The 19,118-nt window shown below is 36.4% G+C and carries 17 protein-coding genes and 2 tRNA genes; 8 read left to right on the top strand and 11 right to left on the bottom strand.

Annotated elements, in window-relative coordinates; all coding sequences use genetic code 11:
* Positions 1 to 9 precede the first annotated feature (9 nt).
* On the bottom strand, positions 10 to 1,008 hold the full coding sequence (locus tag IEX65_RS19075; RefSeq protein ID WP_188768278.1) for a ComEA family DNA-binding protein: 999 nt from the start codon (positions 1,006 to 1,008) through the stop codon (positions 10 to 12).
* Positions 1,009 to 1,108: 100 nt separating this feature from the next.
* On the opposite strand from IEX65_RS19075, the gene IEX65_RS19070 reads away from it, so the two are divergent.
* Genes IEX65_RS19070 through IEX65_RS19060 form a run of 3 tightly spaced genes read left to right on the top strand, consistent with a single transcriptional unit; the run spans position 1,109 to position 4,563 of the window.
* Positions 1,109 to 2,470 (top strand): AAA family ATPase, encoded by a 1,362-nt coding sequence (locus tag IEX65_RS19070; RefSeq protein ID WP_188768276.1) that lies wholly within the window; start codon positions 1,109 to 1,111, stop codon positions 2,468 to 2,470.
* Positions 2,467 to 3,033, top strand: a complete 567-nt coding sequence (locus IEX65_RS19065; protein WP_188768274.1) for a retron system putative HNH endonuclease — start codon at positions 2,467 to 2,469, stop codon at positions 3,031 to 3,033. The genes IEX65_RS19070 and IEX65_RS19065 overlap by 4 nt, the downstream gene beginning before the upstream one ends.
* A 27-nt stretch (positions 3,034 to 3,060) precedes the next feature.
* Positions 3,061 to 4,563 carry a glycine--tRNA ligase gene (locus tag IEX65_RS19060; RefSeq protein ID WP_188768272.1) on the top strand — a complete coding sequence of 501 codons (1,503 nt, stop codon included), beginning with the start codon at positions 3,061 to 3,063 and terminating at the stop codon, positions 4,561 to 4,563.
* A 41-nt stretch (positions 4,564 to 4,604) separates the two neighbouring features.
* Here IEX65_RS19060 and IEX65_RS19055 read toward each other — a convergent pair whose 3' ends face one another.
* A complete protein-coding gene (locus IEX65_RS19055) occupies positions 4,605 to 4,823 on the bottom strand; it encodes a hypothetical protein (protein WP_188768270.1) in 219 nt (72 codons plus the stop codon).
* Between the two features lie 167 nt (positions 4,824 to 4,990).
* On the opposite strand from IEX65_RS19055, the gene IEX65_RS19050 reads away from it, so the two are divergent.
* Together IEX65_RS19050 and IEX65_RS19045 are read left to right on the top strand one after the other, a co-directional pair.
* Entirely contained in the window at positions 4,991 to 5,731 is a 741-nt protein-coding gene (locus tag IEX65_RS19050) for a hypothetical protein (RefSeq protein WP_188768268.1), read from the top strand.
* Positions 5,732 to 5,802: 71 nt separating this feature from the next.
* Positions 5,803 to 5,964, top strand: coding sequence for a hypothetical protein (locus IEX65_RS19045; protein ID WP_188768265.1), 162 nt, complete (start codon positions 5,803 to 5,805; stop codon positions 5,962 to 5,964).
* A gap of 59 nt (positions 5,965 to 6,023) precedes the next feature.
* Here the strand turns inward: IEX65_RS19045 and IEX65_RS19040 are convergent, their stop codons facing one another.
* From IEX65_RS19040 to IEX65_RS19025, 4 genes are all read right to left on the bottom strand, one after another.
* Positions 6,024 to 7,424, bottom strand: a complete 1,401-nt coding sequence (locus IEX65_RS19040; protein ID WP_188768263.1) for a N,N-dimethylformamidase beta subunit family domain-containing protein — start codon at positions 7,422 to 7,424, stop codon at positions 6,024 to 6,026.
* A gap of 122 nt (positions 7,425 to 7,546) precedes the next feature.
* On the bottom strand, positions 7,547 to 8,254 hold the full coding sequence (locus tag IEX65_RS19035; RefSeq protein WP_188768261.1) for a matrixin family metalloprotease: 708 nt from the start codon (positions 8,252 to 8,254) through the stop codon (positions 7,547 to 7,549).
* A gap of 63 nt (positions 8,255 to 8,317) precedes the next feature.
* Positions 8,318 to 10,597, bottom strand: a complete 2,280-nt coding sequence (locus IEX65_RS19030) for a fused MFS/spermidine synthase (protein ID WP_188768259.1) — start codon at positions 10,595 to 10,597, stop codon at positions 8,318 to 8,320.
* Positions 10,598 to 10,642: 45 nt separating this feature from the next.
* Positions 10,643 to 11,206, bottom strand: a complete 564-nt coding sequence (locus IEX65_RS19025) for a thioredoxin family protein (protein ID WP_188768258.1) — start codon at positions 11,204 to 11,206, stop codon at positions 10,643 to 10,645.
* Between the two features lie 145 nt (positions 11,207 to 11,351).
* Here IEX65_RS19025 and IEX65_RS19020 point away from each other — a divergent pair, with 145 nt between their 5' ends.
* Positions 11,352 to 11,642: a hypothetical protein gene (locus tag IEX65_RS19020; RefSeq protein WP_188768257.1), complete on the top strand. Its 291-nt coding sequence runs from the start codon at positions 11,352 to 11,354 to the stop codon at positions 11,640 to 11,642.
* 97 nt (positions 11,643 to 11,739) lie between these two features.
* Here IEX65_RS19020 and IEX65_RS19015 read toward each other — a convergent pair whose 3' ends face one another.
* The 5 genes from IEX65_RS19015 to IEX65_RS18995 all read right to left on the bottom strand — a co-directional run bounded on the left by IEX65_RS19015 (position 11,740) and on the right by IEX65_RS18995 (position 16,347).
* Positions 11,740 to 12,528 carry a DUF3108 domain-containing protein gene (locus IEX65_RS19015; protein ID WP_188768256.1) on the bottom strand — a complete coding sequence of 263 codons (789 nt, stop codon included), beginning with the start codon at positions 12,526 to 12,528 and terminating at the stop codon, positions 11,740 to 11,742.
* 31 nt (positions 12,529 to 12,559) lie between these two features.
* Positions 12,560 to 13,636: an aminopeptidase gene (locus IEX65_RS19010; RefSeq protein ID WP_188768255.1), complete on the bottom strand. Its 1,077-nt coding sequence runs from the start codon at positions 13,634 to 13,636 to the stop codon at positions 12,560 to 12,562.
* 74 nt (positions 13,637 to 13,710) lie between these two features.
* Positions 13,711 to 13,783 (bottom strand) — tRNA-Thr (locus tag IEX65_RS19005).
* A gap of 47 nt (positions 13,784 to 13,830) precedes the next feature.
* Positions 13,831 to 13,903: transfer RNA gene (locus IEX65_RS19000), tRNA-Thr, on the bottom strand.
* Between the two features lie 212 nt (positions 13,904 to 14,115).
* The gene (locus tag IEX65_RS18995) at positions 14,116 to 16,347 is read right to left on the bottom strand and encodes a DUF349 domain-containing protein (protein ID WP_188768254.1); all 2,232 of its coding nucleotides are present in this window, start codon (positions 16,345 to 16,347) and stop codon (positions 14,116 to 14,118) included.
* 135 nt (positions 16,348 to 16,482) lie between these two features.
* Here IEX65_RS18995 and pdxH point away from each other — a divergent pair, with 135 nt between their 5' ends.
* Positions 16,483 to 17,127 (top strand): pyridoxamine 5'-phosphate oxidase, encoded by a 645-nt coding sequence (gene pdxH, locus IEX65_RS18990; protein WP_188768253.1) that lies wholly within the window; start codon positions 16,483 to 16,485, stop codon positions 17,125 to 17,127.
* 132 nt (positions 17,128 to 17,259) lie between these two features.
* On the top strand, positions 17,260 to 18,867 hold the full coding sequence (locus IEX65_RS18985; RefSeq protein ID WP_188768251.1) for a GMC family oxidoreductase: 1,608 nt from the start codon (positions 17,260 to 17,262) through the stop codon (positions 18,865 to 18,867).
* Positions 18,868 to 19,118: the final 251 nt, after the last annotated feature.

The raw sequence follows: 19,118 nt of genomic DNA, 5'->3' as shown, positions 1-19,118 counted from the left end.
CAACCATTTTTAAAACTCAATGTAAGGTAATATTTTCAACAGCGTTGCTTCATCTAATACTTTTACCTGTTTTAAATCTTCGGCACTCTTAAAAAGACCATGTTGGTCACGATAAGCAATAATCGCTTTTGCTTGAAAATATTTCAGGTATGGATGACGAAAATCAGTGAGACTTAATTGATTAACTTTTAGTTTCCTTACTCCGCTCTTCACAAAAGCATACTTCAATAATTCATCGGCAGTTTCGGGCGGAAGGCCGTAGGTTTCTCTTACTTGCTCGGCACTGGCAAAACCTCCCAACATATCTCTGAATTTGATAATTCGTTTAGCATAGCCCGAGCCGATTCCTTTGATTTTCATAAAATCAGTTGTATCGCTTGCGTTCAAATCAAAACGAGTAGGTTGTTTCAAATTTACTTTTGGGCTTACTTCTTTAGACTCATTAGGCTTATCTACAATCGGCGAACCAGAAGCTACTCGCTCCATATTGGTAGCTTCAGCTTGTGGCGTGCGTAAAGATTCATCGTCGGCCGATGGCAAATTAATATAAGGCTCTAAACGCTCATACGTATCGGGCAATAAACCATAGATTTTCGCAAAATCTTCTTTCTTTCTAAACTTTCCACCTTTACTACGGTATTTTTCGATGCGTTCAGCAATAAATTTGGGCAAACCTAAAGCTTCAAATTGCTCAACCGAAGCCGTATTAGGGTCGAAATTGAAGTTTTTGTAAGCTTTTTTGTTTGACTCAAATTTGTCGAATTTTTGTCCGCCATATTGATACGAATTATTGTAATTAGGCTTCCGACTATCTAACGAAACCGTTAGACTATCCAACATTTTAGGGGAAGAAATAACCAAATTTTGCGGTTTCTGAGCAAAGAACCAGTCAGCCCCAAACATAAGGAAAATAAGTAAAAGAATGATTCCGAAAATAATGACTGCTCCTTTGGCTTCGGCAGGCGACACACTGAGTAGATTACGAACGAAAGTCGTTAGTTTTTTCATTGTTAACAGCAGCAAAAATTGAATTATCGGCAAAAATTAAGATATAGGCAAAGTATTTGCAAGGTTTTCGTTAATTTTGTGATGAAAATTTATTCAAAGGATGAAAATCAGAAGTCTTACGTTAAAAAATATCGGAGTTTTTGAGGATGAAACCATTTCTTTTCCCGAAAAGCAGGACAAAGACATGGCCGAAATTCATATCCTTACAGGACAAAATGGTACTGGAAAGACTACGATTTTGCAGGCGTTGGCGAGTGGGATGTTATACACTGAACCTTTTAATTCAGATATTTGGTATAATCAGGATGGTCTTTCTAAAAATAATTTTGAATATATTTTTTTTAAAAAATTACTACCATATAAATCAACAGCTACGATTAAATGTGCTGATATTAATGGAGAAATTTTCATAATAAAAACTGATAGAAATATAGGAAAAAGTAATCACGGTTTTCCTTCTATTTATCAAAGTAATCCTGAAAAAACATTAGAAGAAAATAAGATTTTATATAGTGAATACCGTCAAAGTAATGGATTAACCTTTACAGCCTTTGCCTACTCAGGTTACCGTTTCATTGAACATCAAGAAAACATAAGCATCAAAGAAAAAGAAAACTATAATCCACTTGAAAATGCGTTAGAATTTAATAAAAAGAATAATGCAAACGATTATTCTCTAAATGAATGGCTTGCCAATAAAATGGCACAGAGAAACAGTGCTTTTTTTGAAGGAAATACGACAGAGGTAGAAAAATATAGCAGAGGGATTGAAACTTTAAAGCAAATAATTGAGCAAATAATTGAGATTCCGATAGATTTTAAGTTTAAAAATGAAAAACTAAAAGTCGTAGCCGTAAAACAAGGTCAAGAATTAGACTTCGACCTCCTACCCGATGGTTTACGCTCAATCATTTCATGGCTTGGTGATTTAATCATGCGAATGGATGCCTTGAAATGGAAAGATGATTTACCAATTTTTGAACGAGAATTTATTTTATTTTTAGATGAAATAGAAGTGCATTTGCATCCTTCATGGCAGCGAAAGATTTTGCCAGTAGTGCAGAAACTCTTCAAGAATGCTCAGATTTTTATTACAACGCACTCACCATTTATAGTCAATTCAGTTGATGGAGCATATATCTACGAATTAAAATTAGATGCTGATGGTCATTGTAAATCTGAAAAACCAACAATTTCATCTACTTCGATGCCAATTGATGAGGTATTAAATGAAATCTATGATATTGAGCCAACCCAAATGTATGGACAAACAGTAGAACATGAAATTGAAGATTTTCAAACGGAATTAGAAAAAGCATATAAAAAAGACAAAGATTTTGACAAAAAAGAATTACTAAATAGAGCGAGAAAATTGGCACTTAAAAGTCCTGATTTAAGAAATAATGTTCAATTTGAACTACGACAACTTTCTAAAAACTTAGCAGAAGATTTTACGATATGATACCATTTCTTAGAGGTGCGAATCCACTAAGCCCACAGGAAGAAAAATCGCTCGGAGAATGGTGGACTGCTAAATATGCAGAAACGAAGAAAAGCAGTAGTTGGTCTTGGAAAGGTAAAGAAAAAGTAATAAAACAAGCACTCTTTTTATGCAATAATGACCATTGTGCTTATTGTGATTGTCATCCATTAAAAGACGATAAAGGCTTTGAAATTGACCATTTTGTTCCAAAAACTATTGAATCTCAAATTGCTTTTACATACAGTAATCTATTTCCTTCGTGTAATGAATGTAATAAAAAGGGCAATAATTATGACCCACTCATGTTAAAACCTGACGAATTAGATTATAAATTTGAAGATTATTTTAGATTTGATTCATTTACAGGGGAAATTATTCCTAATGAATCAAAACCAGTAGAAAATCAAGAACGAGCTAAAATAACAAGAGATATATTACGCTTAAATATTGGAAATAAACCAATTAACCTCCTAAAAGCAATAAAAAAAGAAATTAAACTTAATACTCCGCTTGATGAAAGACCATACAGATATGGTTATTAGTATAGTGCTTAAAAATTAACAATAAAAATGAGTCAACCAGCCGCAGCTCCTGCCACCAGTCTCCAAGACATTATTAGCCATGCAAAAGAATATGGCTTCGTGTTTCCTTCGTCCGAAATTTATGATGGACTTCAAGCCGTTTATGACTACGGTCAGAATGGCGTTGAACTAAAAAACAACCTCAAAACGGCGTGGTGGAAAGCCATGACCCAACTTCACGATAATATTGTGGGGATTGATGCCGCTATTTTCATGCACCCTCTTACGTGGAAAGCGTCGGGTCACGTAGATGGCTTCAACGACCCAATGATTGATAACAAAGACAGCAAAAAACGCTACCGTGCCGACCAACTTTTGGAAGGAAAAGCCGAAGAATATACCAAAGCTGGCGAAACCGAAAAGGCTCAAAATTTGCTCAACGAAATGGGTAGATTGTTGGGTGCTGAAGATTTGGAAGGTGTGAGAAACTTAATTATCTCAGAAAACATCGTTTGTCCAATCTCGAAAACTTTAAATTGGACAGAAGTTCGTCAGTTTAACCTCATGTTCTCGACACAAGTGGGTTCGGTTGCCGAAGATTCGAGTTTGATTTATTTACGTCCAGAAACTGCCCAAGGAATTTTTGTAAACTTCTTGAACGTACAAAAAAGTGGACGTATGAAAGTACCTTTTGGTATTGCCCAAATCGGAAAAGCTTTCAGAAACGAGATTGTGGCTCGTCAGTTTATTTTCCGTATGCGTGAGTTCGAACAAATGGAAATGCAATTTTTCATTCGCCCTGACACTTCACAGCATTGGTATAATAGCTGGAAAGAAACCCGTTTGAAATTCCATAAAGCGATAGGTCTTCCTGCCGAAAAACTCAAATACCACGACCACGAAAAATTGGCTCACTACGCCAGTGCTGCGGTTGATATTGAGTTTGAATTCCCATTCGGCTTCAGAGAAATCGAAGGTATTCATGCTCGTGGAGATTTCGATTTGAGAAATCACCAAGAATTATCGAAGAAAAAACAACAGTATTTTGATGCAGACCTCGACGAAAATGGCAAACCTTACGGAAACTATATTCCGCACGTAGTGGAAACTTCGGTAGGTGCCGACCGTTTATTCTTGGCAACTTTCTGTAATGCGTTCACGAAAGAAACGATTCCGAGCAACGAAGAAGGTAAAGAAGATAAAGAAAGAGTTTACTTGAAACTGCACCCAGCTTTGGCTCCAATCAAAGCGGCGGTATTGCCATTGGTGAAGAAAGATGGTTTGGCCGAAAAAGGTGAAGCCATTGCCAATTCTTTGAAATCATCGTTCCGTACGGTTTATGATGATGGCGGTGCCATTGGTAAGCGTTATACTCGTCAAGATTTAATCGGAACGCCATTTTGTATTGCGGTTGATTACCAAACGATGGAAGATGATACCGTAACGATTCGTCACCGTGACTCAATGACCCAAGAGCGTGTTTCGATATCAGAATTGAAAGAGAAGATTGGTTATGCAGTGAGCATGGAGAGAATTTTGGAAGCGATATAGCCCCACCCAACCCTCCCCGATTGGGGAGGGCTTTTTTTAAATCAATTCAAATCATCTGTTTGTGTAGCATCATAGACCGATTTGATGGCAGCCATTTCTTTTATCAGAAATGATTGTAACTGCTCATTAAAATCCTTTTTATCTTCTTCCGAAAGACTTTCGTATAACGTTTTCAGTTCTTGATTAATTGCTTGTTTTTCTGCTTCAGTCGAGGCATTCATTCCTCTTACATGGTATGATTTAAGATTAAAATTTTTCATTCTATGATACTTTGATTTCGATACACAAAGTTAGTAGAATTACTTCATAACACGCCTATCTCGGCATTTGCAATACGTTTAATAAATATTTGCAATATAAAATAAGGCACTTTCTTGAAATATTAAGTTTTTTATTTATTATTGCCACAACTAAATCTTTCAGCAACATGAAGGATAACAAACTGCTTGCATACTATACGATACTTTTCCTATACCTGATTGTGGCGTTTTTTCTCGAAACGAATCTAAGAATCATGGTAAATGTCTCTTTTTGCCTTTTTAGTACTTTTTTTTATTATTCTTATCGAAAAAAAGCACTCACAACTCAAGATATTTATTTCATCATTTTCTTGAATTGCACTGCATTAGGTAGTTTAATACCCATTTGGCGACATAATCAAGTAGGTATTGCAATAGAAATGCTTATCTCGATATTTTCACTTACATTTCTACTTCTAAGTATTAAACGAAACAATGAGTACCTCTTTTTGGGAACAAAATGGGTTTTAATACTTGGTGTTTTTGTGATTTTATTGTCGATTCTTTACTTTACTACTAATTTTTTGCCTTACATCAATGATTTGCATGCCCCACTCTCGGTAACAGTTGTTTTTCTTTTAGGTTTCATTTTTATCATCATATTCATAAGAGCAGTAAACGATACAACTTATTTTTTACTTTTTATTGGAGTATGTCTTGTTATAGCTTCTTGTGTGGTTGCAGGGCTTTCAATATTCCATAATAAGTTCGCCCTTATCAACTTTTGGGAAGATGCACTTACAATTTCAGGAATATGTTTTCTGACTGGTGGTATGTTAAAGATTGTAACCCAGAAACAACTGTCTAATAGTTTCAACCAACCTACACAAAATTTATCTCTCTTGTATTTTCTGAAAAAGATTTTCTAAAGGCTTCTGACCTAATTATTGAGAAAAGATTTATAAACAGTAGTTCTAAATCTTTATCATAATTAAAAAAAATGAAAATCTACGAATACAAAGCAGAAGCTAAAGATTTTAAAATTCACGACTTCATGGCCGCCGAAAATAAAAAGCAGGCTACCGAAAAAATAAAGAAAACTATCGCACAATTAGGTTATCAACAACCACAAAAACTCCAACTATTTTCAACTAAGTATTGAATAAAAAAATAAAAAGCAGGACTACACATTACGTACTTCAATATGATTTTGTATCCTGCTTAATTAAACAATCCCTCCAACTCCTTATCACTCTTTTGAAGAATTTCTATGGCGTTAGTAGTAATCTTCTTGATTTCAGGTTTACTGATTTCTTTGCACCAGTTAGAAGCTCCTACGTTGATAATTACTCCCGAAGTAGCTTTTTTCTTCAAGATAATAAGCCCCCCTGAATGTACATCATTTCCACCCCAATCAGGCACTGCCAAATCATAAGCCAAAAGCTGTACTTTATAGAAATTGGTAGCCACATTATCATAAACAGGATAAACATCAGCTCCATTTGCAGGATTTTTGACATAACTTAGTTTAGCTCCGTCATATTCGTCGGCAGCAAATTTCATCACATCATTGTATTTAAAATTTAAGCCTTTGAAAAGCTCATTTTGTGGCTTTAAAATCTTATATCCACCAAAACCAACTTTAGCAGGATTCTGAAATCCTCCATAAGTATAATAATTACTACCTATCGAAAGCAATGGATTCAAATTTAAACGTGCATCTTCCCAACGGCCAGTTTTAAGTAAAATATCACTGATTGGGTCGCTTGTAAAGGCATCATATTTATAACAAATCTGCTGACTTGGGGTTTTAACGTCGTATCGAGCCTGCCAATACATACTATTACCCGAAAGCATGATTGCATGATGATTTTCATTGATAAACTTATCGAAATTCAGTCGAGCGGTGCGAGTCCAGTATTCTGAATGACCAATAAATATCAAAATCTGATAATCTTTAATTCTATTATAATCTTCGATGTCTTCATCCGATAAAAAATCAAACGAGTAGGGTAAACTACCAAGCCATTGATAAAAACTCGTACTATTTCCATTTTCAGAGAATGTCCACGGGCGTTCTTTCGATAAAACCCTCGCTCGATTTTGGTGAGAAGGATAGTAATAACTCATTCCTCCATTTTTGTTGTAGGCAATGTCGGTGTTGCTTGGATGAACGATAGCTATCTTTGGCTTGCTTGTACTACCATTTTTAACTAAAAAAGGCATATTATTAGCTAAAAAATAAAGCCCACTTTTGAGGTTTGATGGAATGATGTATTTGTATGATACTTTGTAGCCATAACCGTTTTTGTAAGGGTCGGTGTTGGCTATTTTTTGTGGTATAATATCACACTTGATATAATCTTTGAGCTGTTTGTTTACATCATAAATTCCTAAAGTAGCATTTTTTAAAATGACTTTTGAATTAAGGTGTAAATAAGCGGTATCTTCTTGTAGAAACGAAAATTGATTGAAGTATCCCTCGACAAGCATTGAGTCAGCCAGAAAGGCGGGTGTGTCGTTATTTGTGTAATGAAGCTGTTTGTTTGGTATAATTTCATTGTTATTGTGTGAACAACCGATGATAAAAATCAGCAGTACCAGTAAAGTATAGTTTTTCATTTAATAATAGGTATGGAGGTGCGTTTTCCTACATTGATTCAAATATCTGTAAAAAGGTTTGAATCATCTATTTATTATTTTGAAAAATTATCTAAAGGTATCTGATAATAAGGTATTTATGTTTACTTCAATACATCCTTATAAACAGGGAATAAATCTTCATGTGTCATACCTGCCTTTGAGCGACTATCATAAAGGATTTTGATATAGTTCTTATCAACATCAGTATAATCGGTTGGGTTATATTCTAAATCAATCGTATCCCACATGATTGAGCGTTTAGTCGGTACGTGCGAAAAGCCAATCGCATGACCAATCTCGTGGCGACTTATCAATCGGCGGTCAAGCATTGGGAAAACACTTGTTACCCAAATTACGACCTTCTCAAGTTCGTTTTTTGAACTCGAAATCGACATAAAAGCAGTTCCACCAACTTGTAATTCGCCTTGCAAACTTAATTTATACTTCGCTTCAAACTCAGTATCACGCCCTGAGAAAATCTTAATATTGGCCTTCGATTCATCGGCAGTTTTAATAAATCTCGTCGATTGACTATATTGATTAATCTGACTAAAAACACTGTCCGAAATTGCTACAAGGCTACTTGTTCCTGTTCCTTCTGTATCGAACCAGTAATATACCTCACTTTGAGGCCACTTTTGTATCTTGCCTCTACTGCCGCCCAGCCCAGCACTCTTAAAAGTATTAAACACAAATTGCCCATCAATCGTACTTGGTTGCCAAGTCGTATCAACGGGTGTTGGTGTTTCTGTTTTGCTACATGCTAATACAAAAAACAAACTTATTGCGATAAGAATACGTGAATACATAACATTGCTTTTATGAAAAGTAAACGTTAAAATTCAAAAAATAAGTATGAAGGTTACTCAAAATCAATCTTCTTTGCCAAGAATTTTCTCCCAAAGTTTTCCATAATCAAACTCATCTTTGGGCCACATATCAGAGTTGTAAGATTTTGCCTTTTGTACGGTGCCATTTTGTAATACCACTCGCTTTTTTATTACTTTCTCCAAGTTCTCTCTAACTTTAATGCCCGCACGTCCGTAGTGATTTTTTGTGAAAGAATTTTCTAATCGCTCAAAAATCTTGTTTTCATCAAATTCCAAAGGTTGGTCAGTACCAATTATCATAAAGCCATCAATTTCATAGATATACGGAAAAACCTCCGCAAAACCATTTCTAATTCGGCCTGTTGCTCCCCACGTGATGGCCAATCCACCTTTCTTTAGTCTTGATTTCAATAATTTGAAGTATTCAACCGAATATAGATTGCCAGAATAAGATGATTTCGGACGTAAGGCATCTGCTTCCAAAATATCATAAAGTTTCGGGTTTTGATGCAAATAATATCGCCCATCTTGCAAAATCACATTAACTCTTTTATCATTCATGATATACAAAGCTGTGCTATCGTTTGTTCGTCTGACATATTCTTTTACCGCTTCTGGCTGATTTACAATTACCTCAAAACAATCTAAAGATTGAGTTTCGGCACGTCCGCCCGCATTATAGAGCGTACAAGCAGAACCAAGTCCAACGATACCGATATCGACAGGATTTGGATGAATCAATGCAGGAACCGCCCCCAATGTAAAGTGTGTAATATCACTCTTAAACGGAAACATACTTTGCCCCAAACCATTGACATAAACATAAGATTCAGTGCCAAGTGTTTTGATAAATGAAAGTGCAGTTTCGTCTTCCTTTACGATAAATGCCTTTTCATCGGCCATACCACTGAGTTTCATCCAAAGTTTTTCATTATTCGGCAATAACACAATGACCAAAATCAATGAAGCCCCCATCAGGATTCTTGATAGCAGACTATTGAATTTATTACGGTGCAATGCCACCACATAAACTAAACCAATGAGACTTACTAACTTGATAGTCAGTGCAGTACCGAGTTGATTAAAGCCAATTAAGGTAACAAACCACGCCCCAATCGTAGAACCAACAATGTTTACGAACTGTAACCAACCAACTTTTCTGCCCACTTCATCGAATTTATCTTGAATGATTAATTGAGAAAGAGTAAAACTGAAACCCATAATAAATGTCGGAACAGCCATCAGAAAAAATGGAATCACAAACATTGTTGAAATGGCAATTTTTGGAGCGAAGGATGTTTCGTAGCTTTGGAAATATTCAAACAAAAATGAAAGTGCCGAAACATCAGAAACTGCCCATTGTAAAATCAAAATGGCACCAATCGAGTAGATATATAATAAGTATTGGGTGTTTAAGAATAACTTCAAGCGATTATTTTGCAATTTTTTAGCCATTTTTACACCCGTATAAGTCCCAATCGCCATCATTGCCAAATAGATTGTCAGAATAATCGAAAACGTAAGGGCAATAGATTTCATCATGGTTTCTATCATCCTAAACCAGATAATCTCAAAACAAATCGCCATGAATCCAGAGGCAGTGTATTGCAGTATCCAGTACGTAAAATTTCTGTTCCAAGTAAAGCCTTTTTCTGTCTCAATAGTCTGGCTTGTTGCAGGTTCCGTATCTTGATTTTGGAAGTAATAGATTACCCCAGCCGTAATAGCACAAAGGAAATTGAATGATGCTCCCAAACGCACAGCATTTTCAAATCCAATAACACGAATCAGAATAAAGGTTGTAATAAATGTTCCTGCGGCTGCTCCAAGAGTATTCGTAAAATACAATAAACTGATATAACTGGCCTGATTTTCGGCATTTTTCTGTTCAAATGCTTTTGATAGCAAAGGCAACGAAAGCCCCATCAAAAATGTAGGAAAAAGCAAAATCAAGAATAAAGTCAGGTAAGTCTGAAAAGGCGAGCCTCCCGAGAGGATATTCGATTGATAGAGCCAATCATAAATGATTGATTTGCTGACCAATGCAAAAATGCCAATTCCCAACTCGGCCAAAACAAAGAATAATATAGGTTTATTTTTACCAACTTTATCGGCAATTTGACCACCTGCTAAGTAGCCTAAGCCCAAGCCAGCCATAAAAGCAGATACGATGAGACTAATACTGACAGAACTAATACCTGTATAAAATACCAACCAACGCTGCCATATTACTTGATAAATTAGAGCCGCAAAACCTGAGAAAAAGAAAATAAATAGTAATGAAAACGAACGGTATTTCTGAGAAGTAGTTGATTGAAGCATTATATAGGTTAGGCTTAAATATAGAAATTTATATAATAATAGTGTTTAGTTTTTCCATTTGATATTACAGCCCATACTCGGAAACTGTATTTCTGAAATCATCTGATTAGCCAAAATAGCGTTCAACGCTCCTCGTAAATCTTTCCCAGTAACTGGTTTTGGACTTTCGACTCTCGGACGAGACTCGTCTAATCGTCCACGATAACGAAGTTTTTTTTTACCGTCAAAAATATAGAAGTCAGGGGTGCAAGCGGCATCGTAGGCACGAGCTACTTCTTGGGTTTCGTCGTAAAGGTACGGGAATGTAAAGCCATTCTCTCGTGCAAACTCTTTCATGGCTTCTGGGCCATCTTGTGGATACTTTTCAATATCATTTGAGCTAATTGCTACGAGTTTGACACCTTTAGGTTGATAATCGTGGGCTAATCGCACTAACTCATCTTTGACATGAATTACGTACGGACAATGATTACATATAAACATTACAATTGTAGCTTTATCAGAGAATAATTCATTAACTGATAAAACTTTATCTGATACAGTGTCTATCAAACTAAAATCGGGTGCGATTGTCCCGATGGGTAGCATATTCGATTCAGTGAGAGCCATTAATTACAGTTTTTTCAAAGCACCTGCAATTTAATTAAATTTTAACTTTAAAAATGAGGGAATTTAGAATTAAAATTGTCTAAAGGTATATGAAATGCAACCTTTTAGCGTTTTCAAGCATCTACAATAAAAAAATGTTAGAATTATGAAAAATCAATCGAAACTTCGCTTGTTGACATTGGCAGGTATCTTTGCTTTATTGTCGCTCAGTCTGTCGAGTTGTTTTTATAGCGGTTATGCTTATCGTGACCGTTATTATTCACGACCGTATTATGGTTACAGACCGTACATAAGACCACAAGTGCGTGTATATACTGCTCCGCCAAGAAGATACTACTACGATAATCATAGAAATTATAGCCGCAGTTATGGCAACCAAAGTCGTGGTTATCGAGGCGATAATAACAGAAGCAGCCGCAGTCACGGACGTAGATAAAACAAAAAAATGCCTTCTCTAATTGGGAAGGCATTTTTTGTAAGAATATATTTCTACTTACGGTTTACAAAACAAATTTCCAGTAACCAATCACCAATTACTGCCAATCAAAAGCATATTTGGTGTTTTTGTAATTCTTCAACTCCATTGTAGCTCCACCAACCGAGAAGTCAACTTCAATTTTGATTGGCACTCGATTTTTATCATCAGAAACCCAAATTCTGATGGCATCTTCGCCATCAAACATACTATTTTTTGGTAAAATAGGATTCAACTTAATTACATTAATTTTTCCATATTTCGTACGCACCACGCCTTTTCCGTTATATTTTACTCGCATATTGTAAATTTCATCGTCGAAAAACATATTTGATGAAACCGTTTCTCCAATTTTTACTTTCGTGAAGTCAATCGTTCTCAGAAAATAGTACCCCGAAACCACATCATGCACATTATCGGGTAGTTTGAAGTTTTTACGCTCTTTGTTTTGTTCTCGTACGGCTGCGTTTGCAAGGTGGTCGAAAGTGATGGTTTGTTCTTTTCGGTAATTGTTTTCTTGCAAATCCATCAAGAATTTCTGTGGCAAGATAGCCGCAGTATCCAAATACGAACGATAAGTATTACGAATATGAAAAAGGTCAGTAAGCCCAGTAGTGCGGCCAAAAATATTTACCCGATAACACGGACGATTATTAACTGAGTAAATCTGTGGACTTACATCAACAGTAGCTTCGCCTACACTCAAAAATCCATATTTAACTTTGTATTCAAAATATTCGCCCGCCTTAAACGCATGATTCGGTAAATAGCGATAGCTATCGCTCACCACAAACGAACTCGTAGTGACAATGATACATAAAAATAAGATTTTTTTGAGAAAACTCATTTTAGTTTAGAATTTTGAAGGATGCTATTATTTAGAAAACAATACTACTCGGATATTTTTGCTTCAAATATGTTAAGTAATTATTAAAGTTTCCTTTATACTCTTTAACAAATTCATCTTTAAACTGGTTCTGTTTGCTTTGATAAGTCAGATACCCAATAAAATACGCATTGTTGGGCAAATTATTGTCGTTTAAAGTCCATTTCTTGCGGCTAATTAATCGTTTCTGAAATTCTCCTGCCAAGAGTGTATCGCTCTTATTGATAATCGTACTTATCATTGCTATCTTCTGACGTTTCTTTTCTTGAATCGTCATTTTTTTATCGAAATTCTTGTATAGACTATCCAATTTCTTGGCACCTCTCAATAAATGCTGACTATAGGCATCATTGTATTTTTTTGAGAACTGATATCGCTCCAATTCTTTTGAGTTTTTGCCGTATTTACTTGTCAGAAAACGTATCGCTCCGTAGTCTCCCACAAAATCGGCCAGATTTTCGTTGAACTCTAAATTATTTTTTACAAAAAGCGTACCATGCGTTAGTTCATGAATTATCAGTGCCGCCAAACGCCCTTCAGATTTTTCGAGCATTGAGCTTAAAATTGGGTCTTTCAAGTAGCCAAGCGTACTCCAGGCCGATACTTCATTGAGTTGCGTATCAAAACCTTGCTTTTTTAGTTCGTTGAGTTCGGCATCGGCAATGGCTTTTTCAAAATGACCTTTGTAGCTAAATGTTCCCACAATCGGGAAATCCCATTTTCTGGCTTTCAGTTCAAATGGCTCGCAGGCCGTAATTACCCACAAGATTGGCTTTTGGTGTTGGTCGTAGAAAGTGGTATAGTTATCCGACGGATTCAGCCCCAACGAATCAACCGCAAAGCGTTTTATTTCTTCAATTAATAAAATTCGTTTTTTAAGTGAATCAGGAAAAGATTTATCGGCCAAAACTTCACTGACAGGACGAGTATTGAATATAATTTTGAGTTGCCCTTTGGCTTGTCGGTAGGCATAAATACTCGAATCGACATTAAACGCAATGAAAAGTATCAACGCCACTAATAAACCTAAGAACGAATATTTGATTATTCTTAAAATCTTTTGCTTCATACTACGCCAATATTTTAATAGATAACGTATAAACGCAAAAAAGAGTTACAACGCTAATTGTAACTCTTTTCCTGAGCCCCCAGCCGGGATCAAACCAGCGACCTACTGATTACAAGTCAGTTGCTCTATCAGCTGAGCTATGGAGGCAAATTTACTATTTACAAAATTTTTGAAAAGTATTCTGTGAACTTTCGAGCCCCCAGCCGGGATCAAACCAGCGACCTACTGATTACAAGTCAGTTGCTCTATCAGCTGAGCTATGGAGGCAATTTACGATAAAGAGTTTTGAATTGAGTTCGTCTCTCTGTTATTGTGGTGCAAAATTAGTGTGATATTAAATATTACGCAAGTGTTTTATAAACTTTTTTTAAGCTTTTTGCACAACTTTGAGGTAAGTATTTGGAAGTCAGTGATTTAAAAAGTAAAAAATTTTCAAAAAAAATAGAGGCATCTGCTGATACCTCTATTTTTTGTGTGAATTATTCGCCAGCGGCGATGATAATCTTTAATTTTTGTTTTAATTCAGCAAGTTCTTTTTCTGCTCCTTTTATCTTGGTTTCGTATTCTGCACGAACCGAAGCTGCATTTTTAGAACGAGCAAAGAACTCGATGTTGTTTTGCCACAAATGAATATCATCTTCGATGGCTTTCATCTTACGACGAATATCGTTTTCTTTTTTATCCAACTCTTTCGAGCCGCCTTTATCGCCTTTGGTTACGACCTCAACTTCGTTTTGGAGTACCATTTTCTCTTTCTCTGCACCGCTGATGCCTGTGCTACCTTTCACGAATGAATTAATGGCATCAACAAATCGGCGTTGGATATTTTGCATTTCTTTGCGAGGTACAAAACCGATGGCGTTGTACTGAGCCTTGAACTCAGAAAGTTTGCCAAGTTGCGTATCTCCACTTTTCGCTAAAGCTTCGATTTCTTCACAGATAGCAATTTTTTGCTTCAAGTTTTCTTCGTATTCTAACTCGATGGCGTTGCCTTTAGCACGTTTTCCATTGAAAAACTCATCACAAGCTTTTTTGAATCGCTCGTAGATTTTATCTTTCATTTTTTCTGGAACGTGGCCAATTGTTTTCCAAGTTTTTTGAAGTTCAACTACTTTATCAGTAAAGGATGCCGAATAATCTTCTGAAGCAACCAAAGTTTCTACTTGTTCGCAAAGAGCAATTTTCGCTTTGAGGTTTTCTTCTCTTTGAGCTTCTAATTTTGCAAAGAAATCGCCTTTATTACGGAAGAAGGTTTTCAACAAGCCCCAGAAATCACGGCTAATATCTTTTCCTTTTTCTTTTGGCATAGCACCTTTAATGGCATTCCATTGGTCTTGGATTGCCATTACTTCTTTGGTTTTGGCGTTCCATTCGTTGATGCTATCGGTGTTGAACTCAATGTATGGTTTAAGATTTTCTACCAAACGAAGTTTCGCAGCGTAGATTTCTTCTTGTAACTGATTTGTTTGGGCCGATTGCTCACGACGTTTGTTGTGAATAATATCGAAGGCTGCTTTCAGACGCTTCCAAAGTTCATCTTGAGCTTCGCGAGCGGCAGGACCAATGTGTTTGTATTCTTCCAACAAATCGTTTGCTTGGCGTAGCGTTGTATTACTCAAACCACCTTCTTCGATTCCTTGAGCAATGGCTTCGATTTTCACAACGATGTCAGCCTTAGCCGTAAAGTTTTTCTTACGGTCGAGGTCTTTGAGTTCGTTTTGGATATGACGAATGCTGAAATATCTATCAACTAAAGCATTATAAGCCGACCAAAGTGTGGTATTGTGCGGAGAATTTACATTTCCTGCATTTTTCCAATCTTCTTGAATTTTCTTAAATTCTTGCCAGTTGCTTTTTGTGCCGCCTTTTTCTTCTTCATCAACCACTTCACGGAGGCGTTGTAATAATTGAGTCTTACGCTCGAAATAATCTTCTTTTAATCTTTCGATTTTTTGGAAGAATGAATTTTTAGCATCTCTGATTTGAGCATTCAAAGATTCGAAACGAACAACGTAATTATCGTTTTTGTATTCGAAACCTTCGTTGTTGCCATTATCAGCAATATATTTTTTCAAAGCCTCGGCTTTTTCGCGTGCTTTCAGGTCATCAAAAATTGGCTTGATTTCACGCATCACGACATCAGCATTTTTTACATCTGATACGCTTACGCCTTCTGCCTTGATTGACGCCAAAAGTTTTTCGCCGAGGTCAACAAAATCTTTTTTGGTGAAGTTGCTATAATCAACTTCTTCTTGAGGAGTTACCTCTTCGATTGGCTCAATGGCCAATTCTGCTTCGTCGGCCAATGGCTCAATCGAAGCAATTATATCTTCGCTATGAGCAACTGCTATTGGCTCTTCTACTGGAGCAGATGCTTCGGTTGCTGGGGTTTCTTCGATGGTACTTTCTACTGCTTCCGTTATTTCCGACGCCACACTTTCTACCTCTGCAACAGTTTCGCTTGCCACTTCTGTAACTGTGTCAATTGTTTCGGTTGCTGTATTCTCAACGGTGTTTACTGCTTCTTCAACCGCATTTTCGGTTGCGTTTTCGATTGTGTCTTTTTGCTCGTTCATATTATCTTTGGCTGTTTCCTCAATGGTTTTACTTTCTACATTTTCTGTAGAATTTTCTACTGTTGCCGAAGGGGTTTCTTCGTTGGCAGTAGCATCCGTGGCATTTTCTGTCAAATCCAATTCTTTATTGGTCATTTTTGAATGTTCTAAAAAGTTCTCATTAGATTTGCAAATGTAATAAATTTATGAAGGAATTACCGAAGGTTTCAAAAACTTCATTCCTTATATATATGTTATATACGAAAAAAAACTTAAAAACGTTGCAAACTAATGAATAAAACAGATGTTGCTGCCCTTAGGCAATCATATACTCGAAACGAACTGTTAGAAGAAAATGTTTTAAAGAATCCAATTAAACAATTTGAGAAGTGGTTTACGGAAGCTTTGAATGCCCAAATTTTAGAACCCAATGCCATGACACTTTCAACTGTTTCGGCGGGAAAACCGCACGGAAGGATTGTTTTATTGAAAGGTTTCGACGAAAACGGCTTTACTTTCTACACAAATTATAAAAGTAATAAAGGAAATGAAGTAGCCGAAACGCCTTTTGCATCGTTGACTTTTTTTTGGGGTGATTTAGAACGTCAGGTACGAATTGAAGGAAGTATAGAAAAAGTGAGTGGCGATGAATCGGATGAGTATTATCACTCACGTCCTCGTGGTAGTCAGATTGGAGCTTGGGTATCGAACCAAAGTTCGGTCATTGAAAGCAGAGAGGTTATCGAACATCGCCTGAGTGAATTAGAAAATGAGTTTAAAGACCTCGAAGTTATTCCAAGACCAGCTCACTGGGGTGGCTATTGTGTAAACCCCGAAAGAATTGAGTTTTGGCAAGGTCGGCCGAATCGTTTACACGACCGAATTTTGTTTACAAAAGTTGGTGACGATTGGAAAATTGAAAGACTTTCTCCGTAAATTTAATGATTGAATGAGCGAATGCTTCAATGATAGAATAAACATGTATATAATATATTCTTCCTGTATTCATTCATTCTATCATTCACTCATTCAAAATTACATTTATTTCAACCTAAAAAACTATAAATCATGCGTTACGACTTCATTATTATAGGAGCTGGTTCGGCAGGCTGTGTCTTGGCTAATCGGCTTTCAGAAAACCCCAATAATAAGGTTTTGTTATTGGAAGCAGGTGGACCCGACAAAAAAATGGAAATCCATATTCCAGCTGGCTATGCCAAACTATTTAAATCAGAAGTCGATTGGGGGTATAGTACCGAACCCCAAAAACACGTATTGAACAGGCGAATTTACTTGCCACGTGGCCGAACGTTGGGCGGAAGCAGCTCGACCAACGCTATGGCGTATGTACGAGGAAACAAAGAAGATTATAATGATTGGGCAAAATTTGGAAATAAAGGTTGGGGATATGAAGACGTTTTGCCGTATTTTAAGAAGTCAGAAGCCAATGAGCAGATTAACAATCCTTATCATGGAACCGATGGATTGCTCAATGTAACATACGCTACGAGATTTGATACGCCATTTTCGGATGCCTTTGTGGCTGCTTGCGATGAGTCGGGTATCAGACGTAACGATGATTATAACGGTGAAAAGCAAGAAGGTGCAAGCCGATTGCAGTTTACGATTAAAGATGCGAAAAGATTTAGTGCAGCTGTCGCATTTTTGAAGCCTGCGATGCACCGAAAAAATCTGACTGTGCAGACAAATGCTGCTGTAAAACAAATTCTGATTGAGAATGATAAAGCTGTTGGTGTAGAATATTTTGTTGGTAAAAATAATACCGATAAAGTATTTGCCAATAAAGAAGTGATTTTGTCGGCGGGTTCGTTTGCCTCGCCACAGATTTTGATGCTTTCGGGTGTGGGTGATGCCGATGAGTTGAAAAAACATAATATTGTATGCAAGAAAAACCTTTCGGGTGTAGGTAAAAACCTGCAAGACCATTTGTTTTCGGGCGTAAGTTGTTTGTCAAATCAAGAATTTGGACAGAATCATCACCTAAAACCTATCAATCAATTAAAAGGCTTAATGAAATATGTATTTACCAAGAAAGGAATCTTTACGATTAGTCCACTTGAGTCGGCTGCATTTTGGATGACCGATGATAGCCCCGACCGAGTGAATTATCAGTTTCATTTTGCATCATTACAAGTTGGAGAAGGTTACGATTATGATTTTTATGATATGAAAACGTTTCCGTTTAACGATGGATTTACGATTTTGCCGACGCTTCTGCGTCCAGAAAGTAGAGGTTATGTAAGACTGGGAAGTAATAATGCCATGGACGACCCAATTATACAACCGAATTTTTTGGAAGCTGAACAAGACCAAATTACACTACTGAAAGCAGCCAAGAAAGCCATTGAAGTGATTCAGGCTTCGGCTTTTGATAAATATCGAAAAAGACAAATTACTCCACCCGATATGAGTTCGGATGATGCAATTATGCTACACCTCAAAAAACAACTTGAAACTGTATATCACCCAATTGGAACTTGCAAAATGGGCAACGATGAAATGGCTGTAGTTGATAACCAACTTAGGGTAAAAGGCATTGAAGGATTGCGAGTAATTGATGCTTCAATTATGCCAACCATTGTTTCGGGAAATACGAATGCCCCTGTGTATATGATTGCCGAGAAAGGTGCGGAGATGATACTTAATTCGCTTTAAATAATTACTTTAAACATAGAAATGGGGTTTGTGTTATCACGCAAACTCCATTTTTTTTGGCCACATTTTTTATGCCAATTTTCTATGGATTCATTAAAATTTATTGGAAGGTATTTTTAAGAGAAATTTTATAATTTTTTCGTTTTTTCTGAGTATTGAGCATTCGGGCATAAATTGGCTATCTTACCCTTGTTTTTTTAAAACGTATATTAACGTTAACTTACCAATATACGTCATTTTAAGTTGTATAT

The sequence above is a fragment of the Emticicia aquatilis genome (genome assembly GCF_014644295.1).
GTDB lineage: Bacteria > Bacteroidota > Bacteroidia > Cytophagales > Spirosomataceae > Emticicia > Emticicia aquatilis.
Note: the sequence above shows the minus strand (reverse complement) of the source record. Positions and strands in the feature narration are given on the sequence as shown.

Coding starts and splice junctions, on each gene's coding strand:
- IEX65_RS19075 (WP_188768278.1), bottom strand. CDS start 1,008: ATGAAAAAACTAACGACTTTCGTTCGTAATCTACTCAGTGTGTCGCCT.
- IEX65_RS19070 (WP_188768276.1), top strand. CDS start 1,109: ATGAAAATCAGAAGTCTTACGTTAAAAAATATCGGAGTTTTTGAGGAT.
- IEX65_RS19065 (WP_188768274.1), top strand. CDS start 2,467: ATGATACCATTTCTTAGAGGTGCGAATCCACTAAGCCCACAGGAAGAA.
- IEX65_RS19060 (WP_188768272.1), top strand. CDS start 3,061: ATGAGTCAACCAGCCGCAGCTCCTGCCACCAGTCTCCAAGACATTATT.
- IEX65_RS19055 (WP_188768270.1), bottom strand. CDS start 4,823: ATGAAAAATTTTAATCTTAAATCATACCATGTAAGAGGAATGAATGCC.
- IEX65_RS19050 (WP_188768268.1), top strand. CDS start 4,991: ATGAAGGATAACAAACTGCTTGCATACTATACGATACTTTTCCTATAC.
- IEX65_RS19045 (WP_188768265.1), top strand. CDS start 5,803: ATGAAAATCTACGAATACAAAGCAGAAGCTAAAGATTTTAAAATTCAC.
- IEX65_RS19040 (WP_188768263.1), bottom strand. CDS start 7,424: ATGAAAAACTATACTTTACTGGTACTGCTGATTTTTATCATCGGTTGT.
- IEX65_RS19035 (WP_188768261.1), bottom strand. CDS start 8,254: ATGTATTCACGTATTCTTATCGCAATAAGTTTGTTTTTTGTATTAGCA.
- IEX65_RS19030 (WP_188768259.1), bottom strand. CDS start 10,597: ATGCTTCAATCAACTACTTCTCAGAAATACCGTTCGTTTTCATTACTA.
- IEX65_RS19025 (WP_188768258.1), bottom strand. CDS start 11,206: ATGGCTCTCACTGAATCGAATATGCTACCCATCGGGACAATCGCACCC.
- IEX65_RS19020 (WP_188768257.1), top strand. CDS start 11,352: ATGAAAAATCAATCGAAACTTCGCTTGTTGACATTGGCAGGTATCTTT.
- IEX65_RS19015 (WP_188768256.1), bottom strand. CDS start 12,528: ATGAGTTTTCTCAAAAAAATCTTATTTTTATGTATCATTGTCACTACG.
- IEX65_RS19010 (WP_188768255.1), bottom strand. CDS start 13,636: ATGAAGCAAAAGATTTTAAGAATAATCAAATATTCGTTCTTAGGTTTA.
- IEX65_RS18995 (WP_188768254.1), bottom strand. CDS start 16,347: ATGACCAATAAAGAATTGGATTTGACAGAAAATGCCACGGATGCTACT.
- pdxH (WP_188768253.1), top strand. CDS start 16,483: ATGAATAAAACAGATGTTGCTGCCCTTAGGCAATCATATACTCGAAAC.
- IEX65_RS18985 (WP_188768251.1), top strand. CDS start 17,260: ATGCGTTACGACTTCATTATTATAGGAGCTGGTTCGGCAGGCTGTGTC.